Raw genomic sequence first — 18945 nt, 5'->3', positions numbered from 1 at the left:
GCTTGTTTTCAACTGAACCGTTTCAGTCTGAGTTGGTGGGTAATGAGTGTTGCGTTCGCAGGTAATTCGACCATGGGCACGTCGCGCGAAACCGGGCCGCTGCGGGTGATGATCGTCGACGATTCCGTCGTCATCCGCGGTCTGATCTCGCGCTGGATCGGCGCCGAGCACGACATGGAGGTCGCGGCCTCGCTGCGCACCGGGCTCGAGGCGGTCAACCAGCTCGATCGCATCAATCCCGATGTTGCCGTGCTCGACATCGAAATGCCTGAGCTCGATGGCCTCTCGGCGCTGCCGCAACTGCTCGCCAAGAAGCGCGATCTCGTCATCATCATGGCTTCGACCCTGACCCGCCGCAACGCGGAGATCAGCTTCAAGGCCTTGTCGCTCGGCGCGGCCGATTACATTCCCAAGCCGGAATCGACGCGTGAGGCGTCGGCCGCGGATATCTTCCATCACGACCTGATCCAGAAGATCCGCCATCTCGGCGCGCGGCTGCGTCGCAAGTCTGCGGTTGCGAGCCCGCCGCTGGCGCCCGCGAGCCCGGCTCCCGTCGCGCGCAGTCCTGTCGCGCGGCCTGCCGCGCCTGCGCCCGCTCCGGCCCCCTCGTCAGGCTCGGTGTCAACGCGTCCGTTCTCGACCCAGGCGCCCAAGGTGCTGCTGATCGGCTCATCGACCGGCGGGCCTCAGGCGCTGATGGCGCTCGTCACCGAGCTCGGCCCGGTGATCGATCGCTTCCCGGTGCTGATCACCCAGCACATGCCGCCGACCTTCACCACCATCCTGGCCGAGCATCTGGCGCGCTCGAGCCGCCGGCCGGCGGCTGAGGCGGTCGACGGCGAGCCGGTGAAGCCGGGACGGATCTACCTCGCACCGGGCGGCAAGCACATGCGCGTCACGCGCAGCGGCGCCGATCCGGTGATCGCGCTCGATGACGGCCCCGCCGTCAATTTCTGCAAGCCTGCGGTCGATCCGCTCTTCACCTCCGCCATCGACGTCTGGCACGGCAACATCCTCTCGGTGATCCTGACCGGCATGGGCTCGGACGGCATGCGCGGTGGCAAGGACATCGTCGCGGCCGGCGGCAGCGTGATCGCGCAGGACGAAGCCTCCAGCGTGGTCTGGGGCATGCCCGGCGCGGCGGCCAATGCCGGCATCTGCGCGGCGATCCTGCCGCTCAACCAGATCGGCGCCAAGGTCAACCGCCTGTTCGCGGGAGACCGTTCGTGACGCCCGCCGATTACGACTATCTGCGCAAGTTCCTGAAAGAGCGCTCCGGTCTCGATCTCTCCGCCGACAAGCAATATCTGGTCGAAAGCCGGCTGCTGCCGCTCGCCCGCAAGGCAAGCCTTCCCGGCATCCCCGACCTCGTCCTGAAGATCAGGAACGGCGACGGCCGGCTTGCGACCGACGTGGTCGAAGCGATGACCACCAACGAGACGTTCTTCTACCGCGACAAGATTCCGTTCGATCACTTGCGCGACACCATCCTGCCGGGCCTGATCCAGGCGCGTGCGGCGCGCAAGTCGCTTCGCATCTGGTCGGCGGCCGCCTCGACCGGGCAGGAGCCCTATTCGATCGCGATGTGCGTGAAGGAGATGGGCGCGGCGCTCGCGGGGTGGCGCATCGAGATCGTCGCCACCGATCTGTCGCAGGAGGTGCTGGAGAAATCCAAGGCCGGCCTCTACAGCCAGTTCGAGGTGCAGCGCGGTCTTCCGATCCAGCATCTGGTGAAATACTTCACGCAAACCGGCGAGCTCTGGCAGCTCAACGCCGACATTCGCGCCATGGTGCAGTTCCGCCAGCTCAATCTGCTGCAGGACTTCTCCCATCTCGGCACGTTCGACGTGATCTTCTGCCGCAACGTGCTGATCTATTTCGACCAGGACACCAAGGCGGTGATTTTCGAGCGCCTGGCGAAGGCGATGGAGGCCGACGGCACGTTGCTGCTCGGGGCGGCCGAATCCGTCGTCGGCATCACGGACGCGTTCCGCCCCATCGCCGATCGCCGCGGCCTCTATCAGCTCAACCCCGCGCGCTCCGGCCGTCCGATGGGCGGATTGATGCCGCCGTCGCTCAAGATCGCCGCGGCGAGGTGAGTTCTCTTTGTCATTCCGGGGCCGCGCATTAGCGCGGAGCCCGGAATCCATAACCACAGGCCATCGAAATAGGCAGGCGGTTAGACCAGGGCCATTTCATCCGACTGTGGTTATGGATTCCGGGCTTGCGACTTTGTCGCGCCCCGGAATGACAAAATCACAAAATCGCATGCGGCAAGAAGCGCGAGCGGTTGCCCGTGATCGGGCTCTCGTCCTCGCGGATCGACAGCCCGCAGGCCTCGTGGTTCACGAGCCAGCTTCCGATCACCGGATAGAAGCCCGAAAAGTTCGGCAGCGGAGCGAGCGCCTGGCGCACGAAGCCTTCGGCGCCGTAAGGCCCCGTCTGCTCGTCGAGCGGCAGGCCGCCGGACACGATCGTGACATTGGCGCCTTCGCGCGACAGCAGCGGCTTGCGCACATAGGACGTGCCGAGCTCGGCGGCGCGCGGATCATCCTCGAAGAAGGCCGGCAGCAGATTGGGATGGTTCGGAAACATCTCCCAGAGCAGCGGCAAGATGCCCTTGTTGGAGATCACCGCCTTCCACGGCGGTTCGATCCAGCGCGTCGGAGCATCCTTCAGCTTTGCGCCGAAGGTGTCCTGGAACATCCATTCCCAGGGGTAGAGCTTGAAGGCGAGCGCGATGTCGTTCTCGCCGAGATCGACGAAGCCGCCGGCCCCGTCGCGCCAGCCGACCTGCTCGATGTCGAGCAGCGTCGTCGAGAGTCCGGCCTGGCGCGCGGTGTCTTCGAGATAAGCGAGCGTGCCGGCGTCCTCTTCGTTGCCGGTGATCCCTGTGAGATGGACGTGGCTCCCAGCGATCTCCTTCCATGCCGCGATCAGCCGCTCGTGGATGGAGTTGAATTGGTCGGCACGCGAGGGGATGACGCGGCGTTCGATCGCCTGTTCGAGCCAGGTCCATTGGAACACCGCGGCCTCGAAGATCGAGGTCGGCGTGTCCGCGTTGTATTCGAGCAGCTTTGCCGGCGACTTGCCGTCGAACCTCAGATCGAGCCGGCCATAGAGGCTGCGGTCGTGGCGCTTCCAGCTCTCCGCGATCAGGCCCCAGAACGCTTCCGGAATCTTCAAGCGCCGCAGATGCCGCTCGTCGCCGATGACGCGGCCGGCAAGCTCCAGGCACATCGCATCGATATCGCCGGTCGGCGCCTCGATGCCACGCTCGATCTCGTCCAGCGTGAAGCCGTAATAGGCGCGCTCGTCCCAATAGCGCTCGCCGTCGATGGTGTGAAAGACGAAGCCGCATCGTGCCGCGGTCTCTCGCCAGTCGTCGCGCTCCAGGCAGGTGATGCGCTGCATGGATCAGCCGCCGCCCGAGAAGCCGTGGCCGAACGAGCCGAAGCCGCCGCGGCTCACGCTGCTGTGGCTGATATCGGACGACGTTCCCGACGAGGTATGGCTGGAGGAATCGCCGCTGAACAGGCTCGATCGCGACGACCAACGCGAGCTGCTGCCGCCCGACGAACTGCTGCTGCTGCTGGTGCAGGTCGTGGTCGTCTGCCCCGGCACGGCGCCGGGCGTGGGCTCGCAGTTCTGCCGCGGCATCAAGGTGTAGGCGGTGGTGCCGACGGCGATCGTGCCCATCACCAGCAGCGCGACGTGGCCGGAGCGCTTCACCGGCGGTCGCGGCGGCGGCTCGGCGACTGGCCGGCGCTTGCCGAACTCCTTCTTGGCGGGTTTGTCGGCCATGTCAGTAGATCATGCTGGCGGCGTTGAGCAGGCCCGCGGCGAGCGAGGACAGGCCGAGCCAGATCGCGGGGGCAAGCTCGCCGTCATCGATGCGCCTCGACAAGTCCGGCACCGGAACCTTGACGAGATAGAACACGATGACCTGCACGATCAGCGCGATCGTCGCCCAGATCAGGCAGTCCAGCACGTTGGCCGAATGCGCGATGGCGCTGACCAGCGGCGCCACGAAGCCGAGCAGGCTGAGCCCGAGCGCGATCGCCGCGGCCGGCTGGTTGTCGCGAATGAGCTGGAATTCGTTATGCGCCGTGATGCGGGTGTAGACGAACAGATAGGCCACGATCGCGATCAGCCCGGTGCAGAAATAGACCAGGAAGGCGGGCAGGCCGGCGAGTGATTGCAGGATCATCGTTCCCCCATCGTGCAGCGACCATTCGTCGGCAGGGGAAGGCTAGTGGTTCAAACGTTAAGCTTCCGATGAAGCGTCCCCCAAAAACGAAAACCCCGCCATTTGCGGCGGGGTCCAGGCTGGGAGGATCGAGCCTGACTGGGCTCGCGACGTAAACCCCAGGGATCAGGCGGGGATGCGCTCGTCGGCCTCGTGCGGCTCGCGCAGCACGTAGCCGCGGCCCCAGACGGTCTCGATGAAGTTGCGGCCCTCGGAGGCGTTGGCGAGCTTCTTGCGGAGCTTGCAGATGAAGACGTCGATGATCTTCAGCTCGGGCTCGTCCATGCCGCCATAGAGGTGGTTGAGGAACATTTCCTTGGTGAGGGTCGTGCCTTTGCGGAGCGAGAGCAGCTCCAGCATCTGATACTCCTTGCCGGTCAGATGCACGCGCTGGCCGCCGACTTCCACCGTCTTGGTGTCGAGGTTGACGACGAGGTCGCCGGTCTGGATGACCGACTGGGCATGGCCCTTGGAGCGGCGCACGATGGCGTGGATGCGGGCCACCAGCTCGTCCTTGTGGAAGGGCTTGGTCATGTAGTCGTCGGCACCGACGCCGAGACCCTTGACCTTGTCCTCGATGCCGGCGAGGCCGGAGAGGATCAGAATCGGTGTCTTGATCTTGGAGACCCGGAGCTGCTTGAGCACATCGTAGCCGGACATGTCGGGCAGGTTGAGGTCGAGGAGAATAATGTCGTAATCGTATAGTTTACCGAGATCGACGCCTTCTTCCCCCAAATCGGTCGTGTAGACGTTGAAGCTCTCCGACTTCAGCATCAGCTCGATCGACTGCGCGACGGCGCTGTCATCTTCAATCAGCAAAACGCGCATGCCAGTTCCCCATAGTCGCCGCTCCTGGGCGTCAGGTCGGCCGCATTCGCGGCACTCAACAAAACGCCTTTGAACAACTGATTCGGATCCTGACAACAGATGGTTAACAAAGTCTGATTCTGGAACGCAAGTCCCCCCGGTGCAATTTTTGTCGAATCGCCCTAAGGTCTTGCGGAAGAAGCAGCTTTCGTTACCCGATTCCGTTCAAGCTCCACTTTAAGAGACGGGCCTAACCGACTCCCGCGACTCGGCCTTCTTCTGAAGGGGAGTCACGCTCAGTCTCAAAGACAGTGACGCAATGATTAATGATGCGGGTAAACACGAAGTTAAGCGCCGTTCAGAAATATGGCGAAACTTAAGGTTTTCACCGTGATGTCCCGGGATCACCGAAGGCGGCCATCTCATGAGGACCCTCATATGAAGGCGCGCTGCTGATGAAGGCCCCCCTATGAAGGCGCTGGCCGAACAGATCGGCGACATCGACGGCATCAACATCTATGGCCGCGTGGTCGGCGTTCGCGGTCTGATGGTCGAGGTGGCCGGCCCGATCCACGCGATGTCGGTCGGCGCGCGGCTGGTGATCGAGACCGGCGCCAACCGCACCATTCCGTGCGAGGTGATCGGCTTCTCCGGCAACAATGCCGTGGTGATGCCGTTCGCCGGCCTCGAGGGCGTGCGCCGCGGCTGCAAGGCGGTCATCGCCAATGCCGCCAACCAGGTGCGGCCGTCCGCGGCCTGGCTCGGACGCGTCGTCAATGCGCTGGGCGAGCCGATCGACGGCAAGGGGCCGCTGCCGCAGGGCTCTTCGCCGATGCCGTTCCGCAATACGCCGCCGCCCGCACATTCGCGCAAGCGCGTCGGCAGCCCGCTCGATCTCGGCGTGCGCGCCATGAACACCTTTCTCACCTGCTGCCGCGGTCAGCGCATGGGCATCTTCGCAGGCTCCGGCGTCGGCAAGTCGGTGCTGCTGTCGATGCTGGCGCGCAACGTCGATGCCGATGTCAGCGTCATCGGGCTGATCGGCGAACGCGGCCGCGAGGTGCAGGAATTCCTGCAGGACGATCTCGGCGAGGAGGGCCTCGCGCGCTCGGTCGTGGTGGTCGCGACCTCCGACGAGCCGGCGCTGATGCGCCGCCAGGCGGCCTACCTGACGCTCGCGGTCGCCGAATATTTTCGCGACGAGGACAAGGACGTGCTCTGCCTGATGGACTCGGTGACGCGCTTTGCCATGGCCCAGCGCGAGATCGGCCTGTCTGCCGGCGAGCCGCCGACGGCCAAGGGTTACACGCCGACCGTCTTCACCGAGTTGCCGAAGCTGCTGGAGCGTGCCGGGCCGGGATTGGGCGAGGGCGCCATCACGGCGATCTTCACGGTGCTGGTCGACGGCGACGACCATAACGAGCCGATCGCCGATGCCGTGCGCGGCATCCTCGACGGCCACATCGTGATGCAGCGCTCGATCGCCGAGCGCGGCCGCTATCCTGCGATCAACATCCTCAAATCCGTCTCGCGCACGATGCCGAAATCGGCCGATCCGCAGTTCTGGCCGGTCATCCAGCGTGCCCGCCAGGTGATGGCGACCTATGCCGACATGGAGGAATTGATCCGTCTCGGCGCCTACCGCGCCGGCTCCAGTCCCGAGGTCGACGAGGCCATCCGCCTCAACGAGCCGCTGGAAGCCTTCCTGCGCCAGCGCAAGGACGAAAAGGCATCGCTCGCGGAGGGCTATCGCCAATTGGCGCAAATCCTCGGCAATTTGGAAACGGAACGCTAACTTTGTCCGGTCATCATCCGATCCCACAGAGTAGCAGAGCCGGTCTGGGCCCCCATCGGGCCTGTGGGGTGACCGGTATCGTCCCACGTGCAGCGGGGGGACTTCTGGGGAGTACGAGTCGATGAAGTCACGAGATACCCTCATCCGCCTGAAGAAGTTTCAGGTCGACGAGAAGCGCCGCCGGGTCACCCAGATCGAGACCATGATCGCCGACTTCCAGCGCATGTCGGTCGATCTCGAACGCGAGATCCAGACCGAGCAGGAGCGCGCCGGGATCAACGATCCCTCGCACTTCGCCTACCCGACCTACGCCAAAGCCGCGATCCAGCGCCGCGAGAACCTGACCCGTTCGGCCGACGAACTCAAGGGCCAGCTCGAGGAAGCCAAGGCCGCACTGGCCGAGGCCTTCGAGGAGCTGAAAAAGGTCGAGCTGCTCGACGAGCGCGACCAGGCCCGCGAGCGTGCCGAGGAGAACGCCCGCGAGCAGGCCGACCTCGACAGCATCGGCCTGATGCGTGCCCGCATCGGCGCCGTCGCCTGAGCCGCTAGCCGCCCCTCCAGGAATTGCCAAAACCCGGACCCGCAAGGTCCGGGTTTTCGCATGTGCTGTCCACAGTGTGGCGCCGCGCCCCTTGGTGGTCGGCTTGGCCCGGCGCTATGGTGGCGGGAATGAATGCTGTGTCAGCGACGGCGGTGCCCGCCTCTCCCTTGGGAGAGGTCGGCGCGGAGCGCCGGGTGAGGGGTGACGGTTTCCCGTTGGCCCTGCGCCCCCTCACCCGATTTGCTGCGCAAATCGACCTCTCCCCGTCGGGGAGAGGTGAAGGGAAGCGACGGACCGCGGTCCAGGGGGCTGAATGCTGACGCCAGCGGAGCTGGTCGGGTTGATTGAGGCGGTGGCGAAGGGCGATCAGGCCGCGTTCGAGCGCCTCTACGCCGCCACGCGCGCGAAACTCTACGGCGTCGTGCTCCGTATCTTGCGCAGGCAGGATCTCGCGGAGGAGGTCATTCAGGAGACTTACGTCAAGATCTGGAGCAGCGCCGGCCAGTTCAATCCGGCCCTGTCCTCGCCGATCACGTGGATGGCCTCGATCGCGCGCAACCGCGCCATCGACATCGTCCGCAAGAAGTCGGAAGCCTCCATCGAGGAAGAGCCTCAGGCGATGGAGGTCGCGGCCGAAAGTCCCGATCCGCTGGCGCGCCGCGAGATGACCGAGGAGCTGAAGCGGCTCCTGGAATGCATCGGCCGGCTCGAGCCGGACCGTCAGAGGCTCGTGCTGCTCGCCTATTACAACGGCTGGAGCCGCGAGCAATTGGCGGAGAAATTCGCCGCGCCCGTCAACACGGTGAAGACGTGGCTGCGGCGCAGCATGCTGGATATCCGGGAGTGCCTCGGACTGTGAGCGCTAGGATGATGAGGGTGGTTCTGGACTGCAATTGATGGCCTACACGGAGGACCATATCGCGCTCGCCGCGGAATATGCGCTCGGAACGCTCGGCGCCGACGAGCGCGCGCAGGTCGAGACCATGATGGCGGTGGACCCGGCGTTCGCCGAGATCGTGCAGGCCTGGGCCTATCGGCTCGGCGTGCTCAACCAGATGGTCGGCTCGGTCGAGCCGCGTCCGATCGTGTGGGAGAACATCAGGGCGGAGATCGCGCGCACGACCGCCGCGCAGGAGCCGCCTGCGCCTGCCGAAGCTTCGGCGCCACCACAGCCGCCTGTGCCCGAGACGTTCTCGCGTCGACCTGCGGAGTCTCCGCCCGAGAGTTCGCAGCCGCCGGAGATGCTGCAGCCCGAAGACGGGCCGCCTGAGGCGCCGCGTCCCGATCCTGATGCTCTTCCGGACATCGCGCCGCAATTCATCCCGCAAGTCCATGCGCCGGATGCCAACGTCGTCCGTGCGCCCCAAGCGCCGCTCGCCGACGACAGCAATGTGATTCGACTCGAGGGCCGGGTGAAGCGCTGGCGCACCGTCGCATCGGTGCTCAGTGCGCTCGCGGCTGCGCTGCTCGTGACGCTGTCGCTGCAGATCTTCCTGCCCGATGCGCTGCCGGGCGCCTTGCGTCCTCCGCCGCGCATCCAGACGGTGGAGGTGAAGACGCCGGCCGCGCCGCTCGCCGCCTCCGCGCAATATGTCGCGCTGTTGCAGGGCTCGGGCGGCGGTCCCGCCTTCATCCTCACCATCGACGGCGCGACGCGGAATTTCACGGTGCGGAAGGTCGGCGCGACGCCGGAGCCCGGCAAGAGCTTCGAGCTCTGGCTGATCTCGGACAAGCTGCCGCGCCCGCGCTCGCTCGGCGTGATCGGCGCCGGCGATTTCACCGCGCGTCCACTGCTCGCCTCCTACGATGCCGAGGTCGTCAATAGCGCGACCTTCGCCGTCACCGTCGAGCAGGCGGGCGGCTCGCCGAACGGCCAGCCGACCTCCGCCCCGGTGTTTTCCGGCAAGCTGATCGAGACCGTGCCGCCGTCCCAACCGCAGGCGCCCGCGCAGAAATAGGTGCCACGGCGACTGTCGCCACGGTCCATCCCGCTGTCGCAGCCCGACAAGTGCCCCCGAATCCGCTCCCGATTTGAACCTCCGCTCGCTGCGCGGCGTCAAATCCCCGGAATTTGAAGTCGGTGATGCCGGAAAGGGCGAGAAAATCAGATGGATGCAGCGAGAACGCCGGGCATCTTCCTTCACCAATATGCAGGCCTGCCGCACGGTCCGGCCTTCGAGCATTGGCGCGAGCGGGCCGTCGGTCGCTGCGGCCTCGATATCGGGCCGAGCCATGGCGACAGCATCGATTGCCGGCTGCAGATCAGCGTCGTCGACAACATCACGCTCGCCATTCCGGAAGGCGCCTCGGCGCAATATTCCCGCACGCAGAGCCAACTTGCCGACGGCAGCGACGATCTCGTCCTGATCGCGGCCCACGCAGGGCTCGTCCGCGTCGGGCAGAACGGCCACACCGTCGAGCTCGCGCCCGCCCAGATGGTGCTCGTCGACATGAGCGTGACCGGGACCGTCGGCCACACCGAGGCCGACCGCTTCACCAGCATTCGCATGCCGCGCCGTGCACTGCTCGACATCAATCCGCGCGCCGAGGACAAGCTCTCGCAGGTGCTCGTCGACGGCGCGGTCGCCGAGACCATCTTCCGCTACCACGCGATCGCCGCCAATCACGCGCCGCATCTCGATGCGGTCGGCCAGCGCCTGACCGCGCAGCACATGGTCGATCTCGTCGGTCTCCTGCTCGGCACCGATGCCGAGCACGCAAGCCGCGCACGCGGTCGCGGGCAGGCGGCGGCGCGCCTCGATCTCATGCGCGCCGACGTGATGGCCGCGCTCGGCCGCAACGATCTCTGCCTCGCCGAAATTGCGACGCGCTCCGGCTTGAGCCCGCGCCAGGCCCAGCGCCTGTTCGAGCAGGCCGGCACGACCTTCACCGAATTCGTGCTGGAGCAGCGCCTGCTCCATGCGCGCAAGCTGCTCGGCGATCCCCGCGCCAGGATGCGCAAGATCAGCGACATCGCGCATTCCTCCGGCTTCTCCGATCTGTCCTACTTCAACCGCGCCTTCCGCAAGCGCTTTGGCGCGACGCCGTCGGAGTTGCGCGAGGCGTAAATCGCGATTTTGTGCAGCGGCGCGGACGCTGCCGCATTTGGTCGGCGCCTGTTGTTGAGCTAGTCTGTCTCCGCGGGCAGGCCGCAGGTTTTCTCTGGAAAGCGCAGTAGGCGGAGATGGCGCGTATAGTCGTGCTCGGCGCCGGGTTTGCGGGCTTGTGGGCGGCCATCGGCGCCGCGCGCAAGCGCGAGGAGATCGGTGCGAGCGAGCGCGACATCGAGATCCGTCTCGTCGACCGAAACCCCTATCACAATATCCGCGTGCGCAATTACGAGGCCGATCTCGCCGAGGTCGCGCTTCCGCTTCCGCAATTGCTCGATCCGATCGGCGTCAGCCACGGCCTTGGCGAGGTCGAGGCGATCGATCCGGCCCGGCGCGAAATCTCGCTCGTCACCAGCGCCGGCAAGGAGACGCTGCACTATGACCGCCTCGTGCTGGCGCTCGGCAGCGCGGTGATGCGCCCCGACATTCCCGGCCTGGCCGCACACGCCTTCGACGTCGACACCTATGCCGCGGCGCTCCGCCTTGAAGATCATCTGGTTTCGCTCGGACGCAGCGCGCCGTCTCCAGGCCATTCAACGGTGGTTGTGGTCGGCGCCGGCTTCACCGGCATCGAAGTCGCAGCTGAGATGCCGGACCAGTTGGCGCGCGCAGGGATCACCGGCCGCCGCCGCATCATCCTCGTCGATCCCAATCCGAGCGTCGGCGCCAGCATCGGCGCGAACGCGCGCCCGGTGATCGAGACGGCCCTGGCTTCGCTCGACATCGAGACGCGGCTCGGCGTGCGTGTCGCCGCGATCGAGGCCGCGGGCATGCGCCTGAGCTCGGGCGAATTCATTCCGACACGGACGGTGATCTGGTGCGCGGGCATGCGGGCAAGCCCTTTGGCGGCGAACTTTCCGGGCGGGCGCGATTCCCTCGGGCGTCTCCTCGTCGATCCCTTCATGCGCGTGGCCGATGTCGACGGCGTGTTCGCGGCCGGCGACGTCGCCTCGAGCGTGATCGACGGGCTGCATCCGACGGTGATGTCCTGTCAGTTCGCCCGTCCCATGGGCCGCTTCGCCGGCCACAACGTGGTCGCCGATCTCGTCGGCTTGCCCATGCTGCCGCTGCGGATCGACTGGTACGTCACTGTGCTCGATCTCGGCGGCTGGGGCGCGCTCTATACGGAAGGATGGAATCGCGAGGTCCGTGCCACAGGCGCGGAGGCAAAGGCGACCAAAGAGACCATCAACCGCAAGCGCATCTATCCGCCGCTCTCGGGGCGCAAGGACGAGCTGTTTGCCGCGGCCGCTCCGACCGTGCAGGCGCCGCCGCCGACGTATGGGGGAAGGTAGTTGGCAGGCAGGGCCGTGGCGCTTGCTCCGTCATTGCGAGCGCAGCGAAGCAATCCAGAGTCTTTCCGCGGAGGCAGTCTGGATTGCTTCGCTGCGCTCGCAATGACGAACTGGACGCGCGTGCGCTCGCAATGACGAGGTACCAGAAATGGGAAAGCGCCCGTGGGGGGCGGGCGCTTTCTGTAGTCGACTTGGGGTTGGGGTCGTCTACATATCCACGTGGCGACTTTGGGGGGCTGGTAAAGAGCCGCGTGAATTCACAAAACTCGTCAGATCTCCTTAGCGAACGAGGGACGCGTTCGAACTGGTGACAACGACCGGCTTGCCGGCCTTGATGACGTGGGCGGTCTGGGTCAGGCCTTCATCCGAACCCGAGCGTGCCGTGATGCCGAGGCCAGCCACCGCAACCCCTGCGACGAGGGCGACGACCACGATTTTCAAATGGGTCGCGCGATCTGCGCTGTAGATCGAGTGGTTCATGGAAGCCTCCTGCCGCCATCTACCCGAAGTAGTCGCCGGCCGTTTGAGGCAGGTTCATGCTTCCGGTGCCCATCAACCTAGTATTGGGGGGATTCGTTCCCAAGGGGCCATCACAAGGGCGTGATATGACGTGATAGATCGCGATCAAAGGCGGCCCTTGATCGTTCTTTTATATAATTATTTCAATGCTGTAATGAGCCTATTGCCGGGCTTTTGAGGCCTTGGTCGACAAGGCGCCAGGAACTCAAAAACCATTTGCCTGTGGCTGAAAAACACACGGCTTCTTAAGGCAAATCAGATGCTTCCGACGGTTTTCAGCCTCGCCCTGGGGTGGATTTCCGCCTGCGACAGCACGGTGGTCTGGGCCCGGAACCGTTCCACCAGGGAGCGCACGAAGGGCCGTATGGAAGCGGAGGTGACCAGCACCGGCGCCTCGCCTTCGCGGGCGGCGCGCTCAAAGGCCTCGCGCACGGCAGTCATGAATTCCGAGAGTTTCGAGGGTTGCATGGCAAGGCTCCGCTCCTCGCCCTGGCCGATGATGGATTCGGCAAAAGCCTGCTCCCATTTCGCCGACAGCGCGATCAGCGGCAGATAGCCGGCATACGAGGTGTTCTGCGCGCAAATCTGCCGCGCCAGGCGGGCGCGGACGTGCTCGACCATGGTCGCGGGGTTGCGCGAGAAGGCGAGCGAATCCGCGATGCCTTCGAGGATGGTCGAGAGGTCGCGGATCGAGATGCGCTCGGCGAGCAGCAGCTGCAGCACGCGCTGGATGCCGGAGACCGTGACCTGGCCGGGGACGATGTCCTTGACCAGCTCGCTCTGCTCCTTCGGCAGCTCCTTGAGCAGCTTCTGCACCTCGCCGTAGGATAACAGGTCCGACATGTTGGCCTTGAGCAGCTCGGTGAGATGGGTCGAGAGCACGGTCGCGGCGTCGACGACGGTGTAGCCCTTGAGCGAGGCCTCTTCCTTGAGGCTGGCATCGACCCAGGTCGCGGGCAGGCCGAAGGTCGGCTCGGTGGTGTGGATGCCGGGCACCTGCACCTGGCTGCCACCGGGGTCCATGACCATGAACTGGTTCGGCCAGATCTTGCCGGTGCCGGCGTCGACCTCCTTGATCTTGATGATGTAGGTGTTGGCCTCGAGTTGGACGTTGTCGAGGATGCGCACCGCCGGCATGACGAAACCCATCTCGATCGCGAGCGAACGGCGCAGCGCCTTGATCTGCTCGGTGAGTCGGTCGGTGCCGTCCGGGCCGTTGACCAGCGGCAGCAGGGCGTAGCCGAGTTCGATCTTGAGGTCGTCGATCTTGAGCGCGGCCGAGATCGGCTCTTCCGTCGCGGCAGCCCCTGGCGCACCCGGCGTTCCCGGAGCGGGCGCGGCCTGGGCGGCCGCTTCGGCCTTGGCCGTCACCCGGTTGCGGTTGCGCGCGTTCCAGGCCAGCGCGCCGGCGCCGGCGCCGAGCGCGAGGAAGGGAAGGGTCGGAATGCCCGGCAGCGCCGCCAGCACCAGCATCACCGCCGAGGACATCGCCAGCGCCTGCGGATAGCCGGAGAACTGCTTCATCAGCGCCTTGTCGGCGGCGCCGGAGACGCCGGCCTTGGAGACGAGCAGGCCGGCCGCGGTCGAGACGATCAGCGCCGGCACCTGGGTGACGAGACCGTCACCGACGGTCAGCAGCGTGTAGGTGCGGCCGGCGTCGGCGAAGGACATGCCCTGCTGCGCGACGCCGATGATCATGCCGCCGACGACGTTGATGAAGACGATCAGGAGGCCGGCGATCGCGTCGCCCCGGACGAACTTGGAGGCACCGTCCATGGCGCCGAAGAAGCCGCTCTCGTCCTCCAGCTCTTTGCGCCGCTCCTTGGCGACCTTCTCGTCGATCAGGCCGGCGGAGAGGTCGGCGTCGATCGCCATCTGCTTGCCGGGCATGGCATCGAGGTGGAAGCGCGCGGCGACCTCGGCGATGCGGCCCGAACCCTTGGTGATGACGACGAAGTTGACGATGATCAGGATGGCGAAGACGATGATGCCGATGACGAAATTGCCGCCCATCACGAAGTTGCCGAAGGCTTCGATGACGTGACCGGCCGCGGCCGTGCCCTCGTGCCCGTGCGACAGGATCAGGCGGGTCGAGGCCATGTTGAGCGACAGCCGCAGCATGGTCGAGATCAGCAGGACGGTCGGGAAGGCCGAGAACTCCAGCGGCGTCTGGATGAACAGCGACGTCATCAGGATCAGGATCGACAGGGTGATCGAGATCGCCAGGAACACGTCGAGCACGATCGCCGGCAGGGGCAGGATCAGCACCACCAGGATAGTGAGGATGCCGAGCGCCAGCGCGATGTCGCCGCGCTTGAGGACGGTGACGATGTCGTTGAGGGAGGGGATGCCGGGCTTCGCGCCGCCTACGCCCTGTCCCGCGGTGACGTCGACCATGGTAGCTGCCTCCCCGCGCGCCTGCCGTCCGCGCGCCCCAAACGTCTGCGCGGCGGCCGACGGGCCGCCGTTCCGAAAGTGAGGCACCGCACTGGCGTCCACGGGAGCTCCCGTTCTACGCGGCTGACGACACTCGACTTCACCCGGCAATTTTTGCCCGGTGTATGGTTAGCAAAGGGTTAACAGAGGGCGTGGGAGGGGTGGCCCCGGGGATGTTTCGGAGACCTAAGGTCGTCATTCCGGGGCGCCCGGAGGGCGAACCCGGAATCCATCGTGCGGCGGAGTAGGTGGTTGAATGGATTCCGGGCTCGCGCTGCGCGCGCCCCGGAATGACAGAGGGACCTCTACTTCGCCTTCTGCATCTTGGTCACCGTGTAGCCCGACGCCGCTTCCTCGGCCTCGAAGGTGATCTTGTCGCCGACCTTCACCTGCTTGAGCATCGCCGCGTCCTTGACGCGATAGACCATGGTCATGGGGTCCTCCATGCCGAGGCTCTTCGCCGGTCCGTGCTTGAGCGTGATCTTGCCGGCGCCTTCGTCGATCTTCTTCACCTCGCCGCTGATCGCGGCGCCCTCGGCGGCGAGGGTCGCAGTCGCAAGGCCGAGGGTCAGCGCCAGCGCCGAACCGATACGGATGATGCGGTTCATGTGGATCTCCTTTCGCGTTACTTCACGGTGACCTGGCCGACCATGCCGTACTCGCGATGGTCGGGAATGAGGCACGAATATTCGAACGTGCCGGCTTTGCTGAACTTCCAGAGGATCTCTGTCGTCTTTTTTGGGGCAAGCCGCGCCGCATTGGGCTCGTCGTGCTCCATGTGCGGATGCTTCTTCATCTGCTCCGCATGCGCGAGATTCTCCTTAGGTGTGGCCAGCAGGAATTCGTGGTCCTCCTTGCCGACATTGCGCAGCACGAATCGGATCTGCTCGCCGCGCTTCACCTCGATTTTCGCGGGCGTGTAGTCCATCTCGTTCATCAGGATCTCGATGGTGCGCGCGGGCTTCTTGGGATCGCCGGGCTCGCCGGCTGAATAGTTTCCGTGCCCGTGCTTGTCGTGCGCAAAGGCCGGCGCGATCGAAAGTGCAGCCAGCGCGAGGGCGAGCTTGATCGTGGTCTTCATCGTAGTCTCCGGTTGGTGGTTCATCGAAACGCTCACATCTTGTGCTTCATCGGCGGACTGCCGGATTTCTGTCGCGCCGGCTCCGGGGCGGGTGCGGCGACTTCGTAGGCGACGGTGCCCGGCGGGAATTTGTACGGACCGGGGTCGCGGTAATCGTCGCGCGCGAGGTCTTCGCGGATCTTCATCACGGTGAACATGCCGCCCATCTCGATCGGCCCGAACTGGCCGGTGCCTGTCATCATCGGCAGCGTGTTGTCGGGCGCGGGCATCTCCATGTTGCCCATCGCCATGCCGGTCGAGCCCATGGCCATACCGTCGGGCGCGAGCTTGCCGACGGCTTTGGCGAGATCCTTGCGCGACACGCCGATCAGGTTGCGCACGTCGTGTCCCATCGAATTCATGGTGTGGTGCGATTTGTGGCAGTGGAACGCCCAGTCGCCGGGATTGTCGGCGAGCACGTCGAACACCCTGATGGCGCCGACCGGGACGTCGGTGGTCGTCTCCGGGATCTGCGCGCTCTCCTGAATCCAGCCGCCATCGGTGCATGTCACCGCGAAGCTGTGGCCATGCAAATGGATCGGATGGTTGGTCATGCTGAGATTGCCGATGCGCGCGCGCACCTTGTCGCCGAGCCTGACCGGCAGCGGATCGATGCCAGGAAAGACCCGCGCGTTCCAGGTCCACATGTTGAAATCCGTCATCTCGTTGACGTGCGGCAGATAGGTGCCGGGGTCGACGCGATAGGTGCTCATCACGAACACGAAGTCGCGGTCGACGGCGCGGAAGTTCGGGTCGCGCGGGTGCACGATGAACATGCCCATCATGCCCATCGCCATCTGCACCATCTCGTCGGAATGCGGATGGTACATGAAGGTTCCGCTCTTCTTCATCTCGAACTCGTAGACGAAGGTCTTGCCGGGCTGGATGTGCGGCTGGGTCAATCCGCCGACGCCGTCCATGCCGCTCGGGATGATCATGCCGTGCCAGTGCACCGTGGTGTATTCGGGCAGTCTGTTGGTGACGAAGATGCGGACCTTGTCGCCCTCGACCGCCTCGATGGTCGGGCCCGGCGATTGCCCGTTGTAGCCCCACAAATTCACCTTCATTCCTTCCGCGAACTCGCGCACCACCGGCTCGGCGACGAGATGGAATTCCTTCCAGTCGCCGTTCATGCGGAACGGCAGCGACCAGCCGTTCAGCGTGACCACGGGTCGATAGTCCGGGCCGCTGCTCGGATGCAGCGGCGGCTGCATCACCACCTTGTCCATGGTGGGTGCTTCCGGAATCGACGCGGCCTGGACACGGCCTTGAATGGCGGATGCGCCAACAAGCGCGGCGGTGCCTAAAAATCCTCGGCGGGAAAACATCTTGGCCTCCGTCTCAGTGGCCGCCGCCTTCGGCAGGAGCTGCCGCGGCAACGGTGGTTGGATTGTCGCCAACGGCGGCGGGCAGACCGCCGCCGTTGACGGCGGTCTGCAGGTCGGCCTGGGCGAGGAAGAATCTCTGCCTGGCGTCGATCGCGCTGCGCAGCGCCGCGAGGCGCTGTCGCGCTTCGGTGAGCAACGCGAAGATGTCGACCTGCATGCTGGAGAAGCGCAGCTGCATCTCCTCGGTGATGATCTTGCGCAACGGGATGATCTCGCGCTGGTAGTGGCCGGCGATGTCGTAGGTGGAGCGGTAGACGCGATAGGCGTCGCGCGCCTCGGACCGAACATTGACGGCCCGCTCGGTCAGGCGGTTGAAGGCGAGGTTGTAGGTCTCCGCCGCCTGGCGCACGCGCACCTCGCCGCCGTCGAAGATCGGAATTTGGAACGTCAGGTCGAAGCCGCGCTCGCGAAACGGCGGCCCTTCCGGATCCTGGGTGCGACGGGAGATGCCGGCGACATCGAGCAGCGTCACGAAGCGCGTCGCCTCGGTTAGGTTCAGCGCCTTCGCCAGCGCCGCCAGCTCCAGCCGCGCGATCTGCAGGTCGAGGCGATGCGCCACCGCATCGGCTTCGATCGTGGGCAGCGCCAGCGGCCGGCGCGGCAATGGCGGCAGTTGATTGGGCAGGCGGAAGTCGAGACCGTCGTCCCACAGCCCCATCAGGCGCGCCAGCCTTTCGCGCGCGCTTCCCGCCATCTGCCGCGCGGTGGCGAGGTCGGCGGTGGTCTCGGCATAGAACACCTGCTCACGGGCCTGATCGAGCTTGTTGAGCGAGCCGGTCTCGCCGAGCTTGAGCGCGAGCTGTGCGGTCGATTCCGCCGTCGCCTTCGCGTCGGTCAGCAGCCCCACCATCTCGTTGGCGGCAACCGCACGGACATAGGCGCGGCGCACGTCCGAGGCGAGCCGTAGCGTCGCCAGCGCCGCGCGCAGCTGCGCTCCGCGGAAGCGTTCGCGGGCGATCTCGGACCGGAACGGCAGGGTGGCGAGCGCGAGGATGTCGCCGACCACCTGGCGCTCGATCTCGCTGGCGCCATTGCCGGTGATGCGGGAGATTGCGAACACCGGATTGGCCGGCAGGCTCTGCTCGACCAGCTCGGTCTCCGCCAGCGCCAGCTCGTTGTAGGCGGCCTGCAGTCCCTTGTTGTTGAGCAGCGCGATCTCCACGGCGGCGTCAACGCTGAGCGTGCGCGAGAGCAGCGGGCGGACGCGGGCATCGACCGCGGCGGCGCCCTCGGCCGAGCGCACGAAGGCGACGTCCTTGTTGATGGCCTGGCTCGTCAGATCCGAGACCGCGCTCATGCCGCTGTCGGGCGAGAACGCGGCGCAGCCGGAAAGACCGAGCGCGGCGAGCACGAGCAGGCCTCGCGCAAAATGCTGTGTCATGGCGCGCTCCTACCGCTCTTGCTTCGGCTGCGGCGTCACCGCCTCGTTGCGGCCACGCCATGGTGCCGGGGTCGCAGGCCGCAGGCTGGTATAGGGCGCGATGGTCGAGCGATAGCCGATGGGGGCCACCTTCGCCGCCGGATCTGCGGGATCCGCGCTGGCCATGTGCGTCGTTGCCGGCATGCAGCCGGACAGCGTCGGCCCGGCAAAGGCCAGCAGCAGCCAAGTGAAACGTGAGTGTCGATCATCCACCGAGGATGCGGCAGATTTCGCCCCGGAAAGCGCAACCATGTCTTAATTCCTG

General features: G+C 65.8%; 19 protein-coding genes. 8 read left to right on the top strand and 11 right to left on the bottom strand.

The genetic code is table 11. The features are described from left to right. The first annotated feature begins 42 nt into the window (after positions 1-42). Complete coding sequence (locus ABIA45_RS22015; protein WP_271538830.1) at positions 43-1230, top strand: chemotaxis response regulator protein-glutamate methylesterase; 1188 nt, start codon at positions 43-45, stop codon at positions 1228-1230. Further along, positions 1227-2099, top strand: coding sequence for a protein-glutamate O-methyltransferase CheR (locus ABIA45_RS22010; protein WP_275508147.1), 873 nt, complete (start codon positions 1227-1229; stop codon positions 2097-2099). The genes ABIA45_RS22015 and ABIA45_RS22010 overlap by 4 nt, the downstream gene beginning before the upstream one ends. A gap of 157 nt (positions 2100-2256) precedes the next feature. Here ABIA45_RS22010 and ABIA45_RS22005 read toward each other — a convergent pair whose 3' ends face one another. From ABIA45_RS22005 to ctrA, 4 genes are all read right to left on the bottom strand, one after another. Next, a complete protein-coding gene (locus tag ABIA45_RS22005) occupies positions 2257-3414 on the bottom strand; it encodes a glutathionylspermidine synthase family protein (protein WP_271538826.1) in 1158 nt (385 codons plus the stop codon). 3 nt (positions 3415-3417) lie between these two features. Next, positions 3418-3804, bottom strand: a complete 387-nt coding sequence (locus ABIA45_RS22000) for a hypothetical protein (RefSeq protein ID WP_271538824.1) — start codon at positions 3802-3804, stop codon at positions 3418-3420. A gap of 1 nt (position 3805) precedes the next feature. After that, a complete protein-coding gene (locus ABIA45_RS21995) occupies positions 3806-4210 on the bottom strand; it encodes a DUF350 domain-containing protein (protein ID WP_128262757.1) in 405 nt (134 codons plus the stop codon). A 165-nt stretch (positions 4211-4375) separates the two neighbouring features. Next, on the bottom strand, positions 4376-5077 hold the full coding sequence (gene ctrA / locus ABIA45_RS21990; protein ID WP_016848562.1) for a response regulator transcription factor CtrA: 702 nt from the start codon (positions 5075-5077) through the stop codon (positions 4376-4378). A 448-nt stretch (positions 5078-5525) separates the two neighbouring features. Here ctrA and fliI point away from each other — a divergent pair, with 448 nt between their 5' ends. From fliI to ABIA45_RS21960, 6 genes are all read left to right on the top strand, one after another. Continuing rightward, on the top strand, positions 5526-6851 hold the full coding sequence (gene fliI / locus ABIA45_RS21985; RefSeq protein WP_036011877.1) for a flagellar protein export ATPase FliI: 1326 nt from the start codon (positions 5526-5528) through the stop codon (positions 6849-6851). Positions 6852-6972: 121 nt separating this feature from the next. After that, positions 6973-7392 (top strand): flagellar export protein FliJ, encoded by a 420-nt coding sequence (gene fliJ / locus ABIA45_RS21980; RefSeq protein ID WP_025032035.1) that lies wholly within the window; start codon positions 6973-6975, stop codon positions 7390-7392. Positions 7393-7705: 313 nt separating this feature from the next. Then, positions 7706-8251 carry a sigma-70 family RNA polymerase sigma factor gene (locus tag ABIA45_RS21975; RefSeq protein ID WP_157285283.1) on the top strand — a complete coding sequence of 182 codons (546 nt, stop codon included), beginning with the start codon at positions 7706-7708 and terminating at the stop codon, positions 8249-8251. 37 nt (positions 8252-8288) lie between these two features. Then, entirely contained in the window at positions 8289-9350 is a 1062-nt protein-coding gene (locus ABIA45_RS21970) for an anti-sigma factor domain-containing protein (RefSeq protein WP_404653606.1), read from the top strand. 150 nt (positions 9351-9500) lie between these two features. Then, positions 9501-10460 (top strand): AraC family transcriptional regulator, encoded by a 960-nt coding sequence (locus ABIA45_RS21965; RefSeq protein WP_404653604.1) that lies wholly within the window; start codon positions 9501-9503, stop codon positions 10458-10460. Between the two features lie 116 nt (positions 10461-10576). After that, complete coding sequence (locus ABIA45_RS21960) at positions 10577-11797, top strand: NAD(P)/FAD-dependent oxidoreductase (protein ID WP_404653603.1); 1221 nt, start codon at positions 10577-10579, stop codon at positions 11795-11797. Between the two features lie 279 nt (positions 11798-12076). On the opposite strand, the gene ABIA45_RS21955 is transcribed toward ABIA45_RS21960, so the two are convergent. From ABIA45_RS21955 to ABIA45_RS21925, 7 genes are all read right to left on the bottom strand, one after another. Then, the gene (locus ABIA45_RS21955) at positions 12077-12277 is read right to left on the bottom strand and encodes a hypothetical protein (RefSeq protein ID WP_057027387.1); all 201 of its coding nucleotides are present in this window, start codon (positions 12275-12277) and stop codon (positions 12077-12079) included. A 294-nt stretch (positions 12278-12571) separates the two neighbouring features. Beyond that, positions 12572-14713, bottom strand: coding sequence for a flagellar biosynthesis protein FlhA (flhA, locus tag ABIA45_RS21950; protein ID WP_271538810.1), 2142 nt, complete (start codon positions 14711-14713; stop codon positions 12572-12574). Positions 14714-15057: 344 nt separating this feature from the next. Continuing rightward, positions 15058-15360 (bottom strand): copper-binding protein, encoded by a 303-nt coding sequence (locus ABIA45_RS21945; RefSeq protein ID WP_404653601.1) that lies wholly within the window; start codon positions 15358-15360, stop codon positions 15058-15060. A 17-nt stretch (positions 15361-15377) separates the two neighbouring features. After that, the gene (locus ABIA45_RS21940) at positions 15378-15833 is read right to left on the bottom strand and encodes a cupredoxin family protein (RefSeq protein ID WP_275497274.1); all 456 of its coding nucleotides are present in this window, start codon (positions 15831-15833) and stop codon (positions 15378-15380) included. 32 nt (positions 15834-15865) lie between these two features. Further along, positions 15866-17200, bottom strand: a complete 1335-nt coding sequence (locus tag ABIA45_RS21935; RefSeq protein WP_404653599.1) for a multicopper oxidase family protein — start codon at positions 17198-17200, stop codon at positions 15866-15868. Positions 17201-17213: 13 nt separating this feature from the next. Next, the gene (locus ABIA45_RS21930; protein ID WP_404653598.1) at positions 17214-18641 is read right to left on the bottom strand and encodes a TolC family protein; all 1428 of its coding nucleotides are present in this window, start codon (positions 18639-18641) and stop codon (positions 17214-17216) included. Positions 18642-18650: 9 nt separating this feature from the next. Continuing rightward, positions 18651-18932: a hypothetical protein gene (locus ABIA45_RS21925; protein WP_271538801.1), complete on the bottom strand. Its 282-nt coding sequence runs from the start codon at positions 18930-18932 to the stop codon at positions 18651-18653. Positions 18933-18945 lie beyond the last annotated feature (13 nt).

The organism is Bradyrhizobium sp. USDA 336 (assembly GCF_044908355.1).
In the GTDB taxonomy this organism is placed as follows: Bacteria; Pseudomonadota; Alphaproteobacteria; order Rhizobiales; family Xanthobacteraceae; genus Bradyrhizobium; species Bradyrhizobium yuanmingense.
This window is presented reverse-complemented; position numbering and strand designations above follow the sequence as displayed.